This is a genomic window from Streptomyces sp. NPDC054863, assembly GCF_053610825.1.
Genome location: NZ_JBSGZD010000093.1, coordinates 1 through 13,447, shown reverse-complemented (window position 1 = coordinate 13,447; position 13,447 = coordinate 1). Strand labels below are relative to the sequence as shown.

The following is a 13,447-nucleotide window of genomic DNA, read 5'->3' as shown; positions in this document are numbered from 1 at the left end:
GTCACCTTAACAGCGGACAGCGACAGTGCCCCGGGAATTCATCAGTGGCAGAGCTTCACCTCGTGCGCCGCATGGCCGCTCGGCTCCAGTTGGAACGTGCAGTGCTCGACGTCGAAGTGGTCCCCGAGGCACCCCTGCAGCTCGTGCAGCACCTTCTCGTGCCCGACCGAGTCCAGCAGGTCCTGGCCGACCACCACGTGCGCGGACAGCACCGGCATCCCCGACGTGATCGTCCAGGCGTGCAGATCGTGCACGTCCTCCACACCCGGCGTCCGCAGAATGTGCTCGCGCACCTCGCTCATGTCCACGCCCTTGGGCGCCGTCTCCAGCAGCACGGAGAGGGTCTCGCGCAGCAGCTTCACCGTCCTCGGGACGATCATCAGGCCGATCACGAGCGAGGCGATCGGGTCCGCGTAGCTCCAGCCCGTCGCCAGGATGATGCCCGCCGAGACCAGCACGGTCACCGAACCGAGCGCGTCCGCGAGCACCTCCAGATAGGCGCCGCGCACATTGAGGCTGTCCTTCTGGCCCTTGACCAGCAGCGACAGCGAGATCATGTTGGCGACCAGGCCGACGAGGGCGAAGACGATCGCCAGCCCGCCCTTGGTCTCGGTCGGCGTGATGAACCGCTCGACGGCCTCGATCAGTACGTATCCGCCGACGCCGAGCAGCAGCAGACAGTTCGCCAGCGCGGCGAGGATCTCGGCACGGGCGTACCCGAAGGTGGCGTTCCGGGTGGCCGGCCGGTTGGCGAAGTGGATCGCCAGGAGCGCCATCGCCAGACCGAGCGCGTCCGTCGCCATGTGCGCGGCGTCCGCGATCAGGGCGAGGGAATCGGACAGCAGACCACCGACGATCTCGACGACCATCACACTCAGAGTGATGCCGAGGGCTATTCGAAGCCGCCCCTTGTAGGCGGCAGCCGCGGTTCCGGTGGGCGGCTGCCCACCGTGCGAGTGCCCGTGATTGTGCCCAGCCCCCATGAAAAGCCCCTCCTGAGACATGGCGAAACGATCGGTCCTTCCGCCTCAGTGAACTACGGGAGGGGGGTATGAGCAAGCCGGGACTGAACACCGTTGTCATGTGCTCTGACCTGCGGAAATGAGCCCAGGTCAGAGCGTTGGGCCGATCACCTCAAGCGGTGTACGAGCCGGTGGAGAGCGGGCCCGCGAGCACCGCTCCGCACGCGGTTTGTGGGGCGGGCCGGTGATCGACGATGATGATCGCGCCGGCCGCACGGCTGACCGGCCCGGCCCCGGCAGAAGCCTGAACGGGCAGTGAAATCCCGCTTCCGTTCATCCGATAGCCTCTGCCGATGCCGCCCCGGCCGCCCCTGTGCGGGCGCACCGTGCGGAATTCCGAAGCCGCGCACGCAGTCATGCACGCAGCCATTGCTCAAGGAGTGAGTTCGTCTGTCGACCGCCATCCTCACCGGCCCGCCGGTACCCGGATCGTCGCTCGAAGGCGATCTGCGGTCGCTGGGCTTCGACGTGCGGTCCGCCGCCGATCCTCGTGAAGCAGCGAAACTCCTCGACGAGACGCCCTCCGGTGAGCGCGTCGCCCTCGTCGACCCCCGCTTCGTCGGCCACGTGCACTCGCTGCGCCTGGGCCTGACCGACCCCCGCTTCCCGGCGGCGGCCGTCCCCGGGGCGTTCACCGCCCAGCCCGAGGCCAGACGCGCACTCAGCCTCGCGCTGCGTACGGCACCGGGTTCGCCCGACGCGGTCGCCGACGCACTCGAAGCCGAAGGCACTGCCGTACAGCGCCCCGAACTCGGTGCGCTCGTCGCGGCCGTCCCGGCCGACCAGGTCTCCCGTACGGAGGCCGAGCAGGCCGTCGCCGCCGTCGACGACGAGGCGATCCGGCTGCGTACGGCCGTGAAGTCCCGCGACGGGTTCTTCACCACGTACTGCATCAGCCCGTACTCCCGCTACCTCGCCCGCTGGTGCGCACGCCGCGGCTTCACCCCGAACCAGGTCACCACCGCCTCGCTGATCACCGCGCTCGTCGCGGCGGGCTGCGCGGCGACCGGCACCCGGGGCGGCTACGTCGCCGCCGGGCTGCTGCTGCTCTTCTCCTTCGTCCTGGACTGCACCGACGGGCAGCTCGCCCGCTACTCGCTCCAGTACTCGACGATGGGCGCCTGGCTCGACGCCACCTTCGACCGGGCCAAGGAGTACGCCTACTACGCGGGCCTCGCCCTCGGCGCGATCCGCGGCGGCGACGACGTGTGGGCCCTCGCCCTCGGCGCGATGGTCCTGCAGACCTGCCGGCACGTCGTGGACTTCTCCTTCAACGAGGCCAACCACGACGCCACCGGCAACACCAGCCCTACCGCCGCCCTCTCCGGAAAGCTCGACAGCGTCGGCTGGACGGTCTGGGTGCGCCGGATGATAGTCCTGCCGATCGGCGAGCGCTGGGCCATGATCGCCGTCCTCACGGCCGTCACCACCCCCCGCACCGTCTTCTACGCACTCCTCGTCGGCTGCGCCTTCGCCGCCTGCTACACCACGGCCGGCCGCGTCCTGCGCTCGCTGACCAGGCGCGCCACCCGCACCGACCGCGCCGCCCAGGCGCTGGCGGACCTGGCCGACTCGGGGCCGCTCGCCGAATCCGTGGCCAAGGGCGCGGCCCGCAGGTCGGGCGGCGGCTTCCTGGCCCCCGTACTGGCCTTTGTCGCCACGGCGGTCCTGCTGGCCGGCGCCCTGCTCTCCGGCGGCACCTGGACCTTCGTCGGCGCCGCCGTCCTCTACGCCTTCCTCAGCGGTCTCGCCGTCGCGGCCCCCCTCAAGGGCGCCCTCGACTGGCTGGCGCCGCCCTTCTTCCGGGTCGCCGAGTACTGCACGATCCTGATCCTCGCGGTCCGGGCGGACGTCCCGGGGGCCCTGCCCGCCGCATTCGGGCTGGTCGCGGCGGTCGCCTACCATCACTACGACACGGTGTACCGCATCAAGGGCGGCACCGGCGCGCCGCCCGGCTGGCTGGTGCGCGCGGTCGGCGGCCACGAGGGCCGCACGCTGCTGGTGGCCGTGCTCGCCGCCCTGTCGGCAACCATCGACCTCCCCCTCGCGCTCACGGTGCTTGCCGTGGCCATCGCCCTGGTGGCGGGCGCCGAGAGCATCCGTTTCTGGGTCTCATCGGGAGCACCCGCAGTACACGACGAAGGAGAACCCGCATGATCGGCCTGGTACTGGCGGCGGGCGCCGGACGGCGTCTGCGCCCCTACACCGACACGCTGCCCAAGGCCCTCGTGCCCGTGGACGGTGACACCACCATCCTCGACCTCACGCTCGGCAACTTCGCCGAGATCGGCCTCACCGACGTCGCGATCATCGTCGGCTACCGCAAGGAAGCCGTCTACGACCGCAAGGCCGCCCTGGAGGCCAAGTACGGCCTCAGCATCACCCTGATCGACAACGACAAGGCCGAGGAGTGGAACAACGCCTACTCCCTGTGGTGCGGTCGCGACTCGATCCGGCACACGGTGATCCTCGCCAACGGCGACACCGTGCACCCCGTCTCCGTCGAGAAGACCCTGCTCGCCGCCCGCGGCGACGGCAAGAAGATCATCCTCGCGCTCGACACGGTGAAGCAGCTCGCCGACGAGGAGATGAAGGTGGTCGTGGACCCCGACAAGGGCGTCCAGGAGATCACCAAGCTGATGGACCCGGCGACGGCCACCGGTGAGTACATCGGCGTCACCCTCATCGAGGGCGAGGCCGCCGACGAGCTGGCCGACGCCCTCAAGGTGACCTTCGAGCGGGACCCCGACCTCTACTACGAGGACGGCTACCAGGAGCTCGTCAACCGCGGCTTCCAGATCGACGTGGCCCCGATCGGTGACGTCAAGTGGGTCGAGATCGACAACCACGAAGACCTCGCCAAGGGCCGGGAGATCGCGTGCCTGTACTGACCCGACTGATCCCCTCACCGCTCACCGTCGACATCTCCAGGGGCGCCCTGGACGACCTCGCCGGCCTCCTGGCGGACCAGCGGATCTCCGGCTCGGGCTGCCTGGCCATCGCCATCAGCGGCGGCTCGGGCCAGGCCCTGCGCGAGCGGCTCGCCCCGGTCCTCCCGGACGCCGACTGGTACCCGGTCGCCGACGGAACGATCGACTCCGCCGTCAAGCTCGCCGACGACATCAAGGGCAAGCAGCGCTACGACGCGGTCGTCGGCCTCGGCGGCGGCAAGATCATCGACGTCGCCAAGTACGCCGCCGCCCGCGTGGGCCTGCCCATGGTCGCGGTCGCCACGAACCTCGCCCACGACGGCCTCTGCTCCCCGGTCGCCACCCTCGACAACGACAACGGGCGCGGCTCCTACGGAGTCCCCACCCCGATCGCCGTCGTCATCGACCTCGACGTGATCCGCCAGGCCCCCGACCGTTACGTACGGTCCGGGATCGGCGACGCCATCTCCAACATCTCCTGCGTCGCCGACTGGGAACTCGCCCACGAGGTCCACGGCGACCCGATCGACGGCCTCGCCGCCGCGATGGCCCGCCAGGCGGGCGAAGCCGTCCTGCGCCACCCCGGCACCATCCGCGACGACGCCTTCCTCAAGGTCCTCGCCGAAGGCCTGGTGCTCACCGGCATCTCGATGACCGTCGCGGGCGACAGCCGCCCGGCCTCCGGCGGCTGCCACGAGATCAGCCACGCCTTCGACCTGCTCTTCCCCAAGCGCTCCGCGCTGCACGGCGAACAGGTCGCCATCGGCGCCGCCTTCGCCATGTACCTGCGCGGCGCCCGGGAGGAGGCCGCGCTCTTCGCCGACGTACTGCGCAGACACGAACTGCCCGTACTGCCCGGCGACATCGGCTTCACCGTCGACGAGTTCGTCCAGGCCGTCGAGTACGCCCCCCAGACCCGCCCGGGACGCTTCACCATCCTGGAACACCTCGACCTGTCCGCAGACCAGATCAGGGACGCTTACGCCGACTATGTCAAGACGACCATCAGTAGCTGAACTCCGTCCCGTCGTTCACCCCGCAGGCGTCAAGGACCGGCGCAGCGGCGAGCACTGGGGCGGGCGCCTGTACATGCGCGAGATCTCCCTGCGCGTCGACCGGTACGTGGTCAACACCAAGATCACCCCCAACCAGCTGACGTACGTCATGACCGTCTGCGGCGTCCTCGCCGCACCGGCCCTGCTGGTGCCCGGCATCTGGGGCGCGGTGCTCGGCGTGGTCGCCGTCCAGCTCTACCTCCTCCTCGACTGCGTCGACGGCGAGGTCGCCCGCTGGAAGAAGCAGTTCTCGCTCAACGGGGTCTACCTGGACCGGGTCGGCGCCTATCTCACGGACGCCGCGGTACTGGTGGGCGTCGGCCTGCGCGCCGCCGACCTGTGGGGCACCGGACGCATCGACTGGCTCTGGGCCTTCCTCGGCACGCTGGCCGCACTCGGCGCCATCCTGATCAAGGCGGAGACCGACCTCGTCGCCGTCGCCCGCCACCAGGGAGGCAAGCCGCCGGTGCAGGAGTCGGCGAGCGTGCCGCGCTCCTCCGGGATGGCGCTGGCCCGCAAGCTCGCCGCCGGACTCCAGTTCCACCGGCTGATCCTGGGCATCGAGGCATCGCTGCTGATCCTCGTCCTGGCGGTCTTCGACGCGGTCCGTGACGACCTGTTCTTCACCCGGCTCGGCGTCGCCGTCTTCGCGGGCATCGCACTGCTCCAGACGCTGCTGCACCTGGTGTCCATCCTCGCCTCCAGCAGGCTCAAGTGAGCGCGGGCGGGGGCGGTGCACCCCTGAGGACCGGCGCACCCCTGAAGGTCGGCGCGGTCATCATCACGATGGGCACCCGCCCCGACGACCTGCTCGCCCTGATCGACTCCGTCCACAAGCAGGACGGCGACCCGATCGACATCGTGGTGGTCGGCAACGGCGCCCCCGTCACCGGCGTCCCCGACGGCGTGCGCACCGTGGACCTGCCCGAGAACCTCGGCATCCCCGGTGGCCGCAACGTCGGCATCGAGGCCTTCGGCCCGTCCGGCTGCGACGTCGACGTCCTCCTCTTCCTGGACGACGACGGCCTCCTGCCGAACACCGACACCGCCGAGCTGTGCCGCCGGGCCTTCGAGGCCGACCGGAGGCTCGGCATCATCAGCTTCCGCATCGCCGACCCGGACACCGGCGTCACCGCACGCCGTCACGTCCCGAGGCTGCGCGCCTCCGACCCGATGCGCTCCTCCCGCGTGACGACCTTCCTGGGCGGCGCCAACGCCGTCCGTACGAAGGTCCTCGCGGAGGTCGGCGGACTCCCGGACGAGTTCTTCTACGCCCACGAGGAGACCGACCTGGCCTGGCGGGCCCTCGACGCGGGCTGGATGATCGACTACCGCGCGGACATGGTCCTCAACCACCCGACCACCTCGCCCGCCCGGCACGCGACGTACCACCGCATGGTGGCCCGCAACCGGGTCTGGCTGGCCCGCCGCAACCTGCCCGCCCCGCTGGTGCCCGTCTACGTCGGGGTGTGGCTGCTGCTGACTCTCGCCAGGCGCCCGTCGGGAGAGGCACTCAAGGCGTGGTTCGGTGGCTTCAAGGAGGGCTGGACCACTCCCGCGGGTCCGCGCCGCCCCATGAAGTGGCGTACGGTATGGCGGCTGACCCGACTGGGCCGACCACCCGTCATCTGACAAGCTCGGGTCGAGGAGCACCGGACCTGCCCCTGGTACCCGGCCATCCGCGCTCCCGCGCCCGACCGGTTTGCGCATCTTTGAAGACGAAAGTTTCCACTTGTGAGTGACACTTCCCAAGACGGAGCGGTCGCTATGAGCGCCCCTCCCTCTCCCGACGAGGGCCTGACCCCGGCGCAGCTCGCCGCCAAGTACGACCTCTCGGTGAGCGGCGCACGCCCCGGATTCACCGAGTACGTACGGCAGTTGTGGGGTCGGCGCCACTTCATCATGGCCTTCTCCTCGGCGAAGCTGGCGGCTCAGTACAGCCAGGCCAAGCTGGGCCAGCTGTGGCAGGTGGCGACCCCGCTGCTCAACGCACTGGTCTACTTCCTGATCTTCGGGCTGATCCTGAAGGCCGGGCGGGGGATGTCCACGGACGTCTACATTCCGTTCCTGGTCACCGGCATCTTCGTGTTCACCTTCACCCAGAGCTCGGCGATGGCGGGCGTGCGGGCCATCTCGGGGAACCTGGGACTGGTGCGGGCGCTGCACTTCCCGCGGGCGTCACTGCCGATCTCGTTCTCGTTGCAGCAGCTCCAGCAGTTGCTGTACTCGATGATCGTGCTGCTGGTGATCGTGGTCTGCTTCGGCAACTACCCGCGCCTGTCGTGGCTGTTGGTGATCCCGGTGCTGGTGCTCCAGTTCCTGTTCAACACCGGCCTGGCGATGATCATGGCGAGGATGGGGGCCAAGACCCCCGACCTGGCCCAGCTGATGCCGTTCATCATGCGGACCTGGATGTACGCCTCCGGAGTCATGTTCAGCATCACGGAACAGCTGAAGGAGCAGCCGGCCTGGATCGCCGACGTCCTTCAGTGGAACCCGGCGGCCGTCTACATGGACCTGGTCCGCTTCGCACTGATCGACGGGTACGGGGCGGAGCACCTGCCTCCGCACGTCTGGGCCGCCGCGGTGATCTGGGCGGTGCTCTTCGCAGGGCTCGGCTTCGTGTACTTCTGGAAGGCTGAGGAGCGTTACGGCCGTGGCTGAGGACAACAACGCCGAGGACAACAACCAGGGGCGCGTCCCCACGGTCATCGCCGACGACGTGCACATCGTCTACCGCGTGCACACCGGAGGCGGCGGCAAGGGCGGTGCCACCGCGGCCCTCAACCGCATCGTGCGGGGCAAGAAGGGGCAGGACACCCGCGGTGTCCGCAAGGTGCACGCCGTGCGCGGGGTGTCCTTCACGGCCTACCGGGGCGAGGCCATCGGCCTGATCGGATCCAACGGTTCCGGCAAGTCGACGCTGCTGCGCGCCATCGCGGGTCTGCTGCCCGCCGAGAGCGGCAAGGTCTACACCGACGGCCAGCCCTCGCTGCTCGGCGTCAACGCGGCTCTGATGAACGACCTGACCGGTGAGCGCAACGTCATCCTCGGCGGTCTCGCCATGGGGATGTCGCGCGAGCAGATCCGCGAGCGCTATCAGGACATCGTCGACTTCTCCGGGATCAACGAGAAGGGCGACTTCATCACCCTGCCCATGCGCACCTACTCGTCCGGCATGGCGGCCCGGCTGCGGTTCTCCATCGCGGCGGCCAAGGACCACGACGTCCTGATGATCGACGAGGCCCTGGCCACCGGTGACCGGAAGTTCCAGATCCGCTCCGAGCAGAGGATCCGGGAACTCCGCAAGGAGGCCGGCACGGTCTTCCTGGTCAGCCACAGCAACAAGTCGATCAGGGACACCTGCGACCGCGTCCTGTGGCTGGAGAAGGGCGAGCTCCTGATGGACGGCCCCACCGAGGAAGTCGTCAAGGCGTACGAGAAGGAAACCGGCAAGTAGCCGACCACCATTCGGCCGCAGGGCCCCCGCCGGAACCGGCGGGGGCCCTGCGGCTGTGTACGACTGTGAGCGCGTCCTACGGGGCGTCAGAATCCGGCCGATCCGCCAACCGGCCCATTGCAGAGGAAGGTTGGAAGGGATTGGAGTGTTGTTGTAATGCGCGCAACACCCCGCGGCGATGCTTCGCGTTGTACAACGTAAGCTGTACCGGTGCTGATTCGCGGCAAGTGGGGCTAATGCCCCCCTGGGGCCCTGTCCCAGAGCACTCGCCGCCGTCCGACGGTGGGCGGCGTGTCCGAAATGGGATGTTTTGAGTCAGCAGTGTAGAACGGGAGGTGTGACGGCAATGGCTTGGGAAAAACTCCAGCTCCGAGACGCATCCGCCGTCCTCGTGGAGGGCAGTCGGCGATGACCTCGGTCCGGGACGCGCGCCCCGGCGCCCCCGCGCGCACCACCCTCGACAAGGCCGCGGACGAGAACTTCCCCGTGGCCCCCTTCTTCCTGCCCCGCGCCTGGCGCGACGACCTGATGGCGGTGTACGGATACGCCCGCCTGGTCGACGACATCGGCGACGGCGACCTCGCCCCCGGCGGCCGGGACGCCGAACTCCTCGGTCTTGAGGCCGGGCAGACCGACGACCGCCTCGCCATGCTGGACGCCTTCGAGGCCGACCTGCACCGGGTCTTCGACGGAACGCCCCGGCACCCGCTGCTCGCCGCCCTCCAGCCGGTCGTCCGCCGCCGCACCCTCACCCCCGAGCCGTTCCTCGGACTGATCGAGGCCAACCGGCAGGACCAGACGGTCTCCCGCTACGCCACGTACGACGAACTGCTCGCCTACTGCGAGAAGTCCGCCAACCCCGTCGGCCGCCTCGTCCTCGCCCTCACCGGCACCACCAGCCCCGAACGCGTCCGCCGCTCCGACGCCGTCTGCACGGCGCTCCAGATCGTCGAGCACCTCCAGGACGTCGCCGAGGACCTGGCCAGGGACCGCATCTACCTCCCGGCCGAGGACATGGAACGCTTCCGCGTGTCCGAAAAGGACCTTGCCGCACCGAGCGCCAACTCCTCGGTGCGCTCACTGATCGCATTCGAAGCAGAACGCGCCTCCCGCCTCCTGAATGAAGGACCCCCGCTCGTGGGTAGCGTGCACGGCAGACTGAAGCTTCTGCTGGCCGGTTTCGTCGCCGGTGGCCGCGCCGCCCTCAAGGCGGTACACACCGCCGGATTCGACGTACTCCCTGGACCGCCCAAGCCCACCAAGCTCAGTCTGCTGCGCGAAGTGGGAGCGACTCTGCGAAGAGAGGGGTGAGCCGGACCGTGGAGGGACTCGACGAGATGTCCGCACCGGTACTCGCCGCGTACAGCTACTGCGAGGCGGTGACCGGACAGCAGGCACGCAACTTCGCGTACGGCATCCGGCTGCTGCCCACCGACAAGCGCAACGCGATGTCCGCGCTCTACGCCTTCTCCCGGCGCGTGGACGACATCGGCGACGGCACGCTGCCGCCGGAGGTCAAGGAGAAGCGGCTCGGGGAGACCCGGGCGCTGCTCGCCCGCATCAGCGCCGGAGACATCGAGGAGGACGACACCGACCCGGTGGCCGTCGCGCTCACCGATGCCGCCCGCCGCTTCCCGATCCCGCTCGGCGGGCTCGACGAGCTGATCGACGGCGTCCTGATGGACGTCCACGAGGCGACGTACGAGACCTGGGACGACCTGAAGGTGTACTGCCGGTGCGTCGCGGGCGCCATCGGCCGGCTGTCGCTCGGCGTGTTCGGCATGCCGTCCGGCGCGCGGGACGCGGACCGCGCCCCCGAGTACGCCGATACGCTCGGCCTCGCCCTGCAGCTCACCAACATCCTGCGGGACGTCCGCGAGGACGCGGGAAACGGGCGTACGTACCTGCCCGCCGAGGACCTCGCCAAATTCGGCTGCGCGGAAGGCTTCCACGGTTCCACGCCGCCGCCAGGGTCCGACTTCGCGGGTCTCGTGCACTTCGAAGTGCGGCGCGCCCGCACCCTGTTCGCCGAGGGCTACCGGCTGCTGCCGCACCTCGACCGGCGCAGCGGCGCCTGCGTGGCCGCCATGGCGGGCATCTACCGCAGGCTCCTGGACCGCATCGAGCGCGACCCCGAGGCCGTCCTGCGCGGCAGGGTCTCGCTGCCGGGGCGCGAGAAGGCGTACGTCGCCGTGCGCGGGCTCTCCGGCCTCGACGCGCGTCACATTTCCCGGCAGACCGCCAGGAGGCGTCCTTGAAGGGGTCAGGAAGAGCGTTTCACGTGAAACCGTCGGAATCGTCGTGCAAGCGACGGAACCCAGGGAATCCGTGGAATTCGTCGAACCGGTGCGCAACCCTCCGGTGGCCTGACGCGTCCCTGACTGCAACGGCCCGATGGGCCTGCTGCACGGACGGTTCGGGGGAGGGCGCATGACACACGACAGCATGCCGCCCGCGCACACCCCGCGGACGCCCGCGCCCACCGCCGTCGTGATCGGCGGCGGCCTCGCTGGAGTCACCGCGGCACTCGAACTGGCGGACGCCGGCGTGCGGGTCACCCTGCTCGAAGGGCGGCCCCGGCTCGGCGGCCTCGTGTTCTCCTTCCGGCGCGGCGACCTCACCGTGGACAACGGACAGCACGTCTACCTGCGCTGCTGCACCGCCTACCGGTGGTTCCTGGACCGGGTCGACGGCGCCGGACTCGCGCCGCTGCAGCGCCGGCTGGACGTCCCCGTACTGGACGTCGGCGCACCGCGCGGCCCCCGCCTCGGGCGGCTGCGGCGCACCGCGCTGCCCGTACCGCTGCACCTGGCCGCGAGTCTCGCCACCTACCCGCACCTGTCGGTCGCCGAACGGGCGTCCGTGGGGCGGGCCGCGCTCGCGCTGGGCGGCCTCGACCCGGCCGATCCCGCGCTGGACGACATCGACTTCGCGACCTGGCTCGGGAAGCACGGACAGTCGGACCGCACGATCGAGGCGCTCTGGGACCTGGTCGGCGTGGCCACCCTCAACGTGAGGGCGCCGCGGGCCTCGCTCGGGCTCGCCGCCAAGGTCTTCAAGACCGGACTGCTCTCCGACCCGGGCGCAGCCGACATCGGGTGGGCGCACGTACCGCTGGGCGAACTGCACGACACGCTGGCCCGCAAGGCACTCGACTCGGCAGGGGTGCGCACCGAACTGCGCACCAAGGCCGACTCGCTGTCCCGCACGAAGAGCGGCAGCTGGGTCGTCGAGGCGGGCGGAGAGCTGATCACCGCCGACGCCGTCGTCCTCGCCGTACCGCAGAAGGAGACGCACGGCCTGCTGCCCAAGGGCGCGCTCGACGAGCCCGACCGGCTCCTGGACATCGGCGTCTCGCCGATCCTCAACGTCCACGTCGTGTACGACCGCAAGGTCCTGCGGAAACCCTTCTTCGCCGCACTCGGCACGCCCGTGCAGTGGGTCTTCGACCGCACCGAGGCGTCCGGGCTGACCGGCGGCGGGCAGTACCTGGCACTGTCGCAGTCGGACGCGGGCGACGAGATCGACCTGCCCGTCGCGGAGCTGAGGGAGCGGTACCTCCCCGAGCTGGAGCGGCTGCTGCCCGCCACGCGCGGCGCCGGGGTGCGGGACTTCTTCGTCACCCGGGAGCGGACCGCGACGTTCGCCCCCACCCCCGGCGTCGGGCGCCTGCGCCCCGGGACGCGCACCCGTGCGCCGGGGCTCTACCTGGCCGGCGCGTGGACCGACACCGGATGGCCCGCGACCATGGAGAGCGCCGTGCGCAGCGGCCTCGGTGCCGCCGGAGCAGCGCTCTCCGCACTCGGCCGCCCCTATGAAATTCCGCCCCTGGAGGCGGCATGAGCATCAGCACTGGAACAAGAGGAGAGCCTGTGACCCCGGCGAACCCGGCTGTCGACACCGTGGACATCGCGGCGCTGTTGGAGCGCGGCAGGGCCTTGTCCGCCCCGGTGCTGCGTGCCGCCGTGGACCGGCTCGCGCCGCCCATGGACACCGTCGCGGCCTACCACTTCGGGTGGATCGACGCCCAGGGCCGTCCCGCCGACGGCGACGGCGGCAAGGCCGTCCGCCCCGCACTCGCCCTGCTGTCCGCGGAGGCGGCCGGCGCCACGGCCGAGGTCGGCGTGCCCGGCGCGGTGGCCGTGGAACTCGTGCACAACTTCTCGCTGCTGCACGACGACCTGATGGACGGCGACGAGCAGCGCAGGCACCGCGACACCGTGTGGAAGGTGCACGGCCCGGCCCAGGCGATCCTCGTCGGCGACGCGCTCTTCGCGCTCGCCAACGAGCTCCTGCTGGAGATCGGCACGGTCGAGGCGGGGCGTGCGACACGCCGGCTCACCACCGCCACCAGGAAGCTGATCGACGGTCAGGCACAGGACATCTCCTTCGAGCACCGCGACCGGGTCACCGTCGAGGAGTGCCTGGAGATGGAGGGCAACAAGACCGGCGCCCTCCTCGCCTGCGCCGTCTCCATCGGCGCCGTGCTCGGCGGGGCCGACGACAGGACCGCCGACACCCTGGAGGCGTACGGCTACCACCTCGGCCTCGCCTTCCAGGCCGTCGACGACCTGCTCGGCATCTGGGGCGACCCGGACTCCACCGGCAAGCAGACCTGGAGCGACCTGCGTCAGCGCAAGAAGTCGCTGCCGGTCGTCGCCGCGCTCGCCGCGGGCGGCCCGGCGTCCGAGAAGCTCGGCGAGCTGCTGGCCGCCGATGCCAAGTCACAAGACTTCGACACCTTCTCCGAGGAGGAGTTCGCCACCAGGGCGGCCCTCATCGAAGAAGCAGGCGGACGCGAGTGGACCGCCCAGGAGGCCCGCCGCCAGCATGCGGTCGCCATCGAGGCGCTGCACGGTGTCGACATGCCGGAGGAGGTACGGGCGCAGCTCACCGCGCTCGCCGACTTCGTGGTCGTACGAAAGAGGTGACGACCACCCGGCGCATATGACTCGCAGTCGCCGCCCGGCGCCCATGGTG

General features: G+C 70.3%; 12 protein-coding genes. 11 read left to right on the top strand and 1 reads right to left on the bottom strand.

The genetic code is table 11. The features are described 5' to 3' along the window. Nucleotides 1-41: 41 nt before the first annotated feature. A complete protein-coding gene (locus ACWGIG_RS18540; protein ID WP_453322685.1) occupies nucleotides 42-983 on the bottom strand; it encodes a cation diffusion facilitator family transporter in 942 nt (313 codons plus the stop codon). Between the two features lie 429 nt (nucleotides 984-1,412). Here ACWGIG_RS18540 and ACWGIG_RS18535 point away from each other — a divergent pair, with 429 nt between their 5' ends. From ACWGIG_RS18535 to ACWGIG_RS18485, 11 genes are all read left to right on the top strand, one after another. Then, nucleotides 1,413-3,179, top strand: a complete 1,767-nt coding sequence (locus ACWGIG_RS18535; RefSeq protein WP_453322697.1) for a DUF5941 domain-containing protein — start codon at nucleotides 1,413-1,415, stop codon at nucleotides 3,177-3,179. Further along, nucleotides 3,176-3,913 carry a phosphocholine cytidylyltransferase family protein gene (locus ACWGIG_RS18530; protein ID WP_453322684.1) on the top strand — a complete coding sequence of 246 codons (738 nt, stop codon included), beginning with the start codon at nucleotides 3,176-3,178 and terminating at the stop codon, nucleotides 3,911-3,913. Before ACWGIG_RS18535 ends, ACWGIG_RS18530 begins: the two co-directional genes overlap by 4 nt. After that, a complete protein-coding gene (locus ACWGIG_RS18525; protein ID WP_453322683.1) occupies nucleotides 3,901-4,968 on the top strand; it encodes an iron-containing alcohol dehydrogenase family protein in 1,068 nt (355 codons plus the stop codon). Before ACWGIG_RS18530 ends, ACWGIG_RS18525 begins: the two co-directional genes overlap by 13 nt. Then, nucleotides 4,943-5,725, top strand: a complete 783-nt coding sequence (locus ACWGIG_RS18520; RefSeq protein ID WP_453322682.1) for a CDP-alcohol phosphatidyltransferase family protein — start codon at nucleotides 4,943-4,945, stop codon at nucleotides 5,723-5,725. Before ACWGIG_RS18525 ends, ACWGIG_RS18520 begins: the two co-directional genes overlap by 26 nt. Nucleotides 5,726-5,766: 41 nt before the next feature. Beyond that, nucleotides 5,767-6,639, top strand: a complete 873-nt coding sequence (locus tag ACWGIG_RS18515) for a glycosyltransferase family 2 protein (RefSeq protein WP_453322696.1) — start codon at nucleotides 5,767-5,769, stop codon at nucleotides 6,637-6,639. A 102-nt stretch (nucleotides 6,640-6,741) separates the two neighbouring features. Next, the gene (locus ACWGIG_RS18510) at nucleotides 6,742-7,671 is read left to right on the top strand and encodes an ABC transporter permease (RefSeq protein WP_453322681.1); all 930 of its coding nucleotides are present in this window, start codon (nucleotides 6,742-6,744) and stop codon (nucleotides 7,669-7,671) included. Continuing rightward, on the top strand, nucleotides 7,664-8,467 hold the full coding sequence (locus ACWGIG_RS18505) for an ABC transporter ATP-binding protein (RefSeq protein ID WP_398421067.1): 804 nt from the start codon (nucleotides 7,664-7,666) through the stop codon (nucleotides 8,465-8,467). Before ACWGIG_RS18510 ends, ACWGIG_RS18505 begins: the two co-directional genes overlap by 8 nt. A 408-nt stretch (nucleotides 8,468-8,875) precedes the next feature. Then, on the top strand, nucleotides 8,876-9,778 hold the full coding sequence (gene hpnC / locus ACWGIG_RS18500; RefSeq protein ID WP_453322680.1) for a squalene synthase HpnC: 903 nt from the start codon (nucleotides 8,876-8,878) through the stop codon (nucleotides 9,776-9,778). Between the two features lie 26 nt (nucleotides 9,779-9,804). Next, nucleotides 9,805-10,725, top strand: a complete 921-nt coding sequence (hpnD, locus tag ACWGIG_RS18495; RefSeq protein ID WP_453322695.1) for a presqualene diphosphate synthase HpnD — start codon at nucleotides 9,805-9,807, stop codon at nucleotides 10,723-10,725. Nucleotides 10,726-10,897: 172 nt separating this feature from the next. Then, nucleotides 10,898-12,310: a hydroxysqualene dehydroxylase HpnE gene (gene hpnE, locus ACWGIG_RS18490; RefSeq protein WP_453322679.1), complete on the top strand. Its 1,413-nt coding sequence runs from the start codon at nucleotides 10,898-10,900 to the stop codon at nucleotides 12,308-12,310. Then, nucleotides 12,307-13,398 (top strand): polyprenyl synthetase family protein, encoded by a 1,092-nt coding sequence (locus ACWGIG_RS18485; RefSeq protein ID WP_453322678.1) that lies wholly within the window; start codon nucleotides 12,307-12,309, stop codon nucleotides 13,396-13,398. The genes hpnE and ACWGIG_RS18485 overlap by 4 nt, the downstream gene beginning before the upstream one ends. Nucleotides 13,399-13,447 lie beyond the last annotated feature (49 nt).

Bases quoted from the DNA above. Each gene is read 5' to 3' on its own strand.
- ACWGIG_RS18540 (WP_453322685.1), bottom strand. From the start codon at position 983: ATGGGGGCTGGGCACAATCACGGGCACTCGCACGGTGGGCAGCCGCCC.
- ACWGIG_RS18530 (WP_453322684.1), top strand. From the start codon at position 3,176: ATGATCGGCCTGGTACTGGCGGCGGGCGCCGGACGGCGTCTGCGCCCC.
- ACWGIG_RS18520 (WP_453322682.1), top strand. From the start codon at position 4,943: ATGTCAAGACGACCATCAGTAGCTGAACTCCGTCCCGTCGTTCACCCC.
- hpnC (WP_453322680.1), top strand. From the start codon at position 8,876: ATGACCTCGGTCCGGGACGCGCGCCCCGGCGCCCCCGCGCGCACCACC.
- hpnD (WP_453322695.1), top strand. From the start codon at position 9,805: ATGTCCGCACCGGTACTCGCCGCGTACAGCTACTGCGAGGCGGTGACC.
- hpnE (WP_453322679.1), top strand. From the start codon at position 10,898: ATGACACACGACAGCATGCCGCCCGCGCACACCCCGCGGACGCCCGCG.
- ACWGIG_RS18485 (WP_453322678.1), top strand. From the start codon at position 12,307: ATGAGCATCAGCACTGGAACAAGAGGAGAGCCTGTGACCCCGGCGAAC.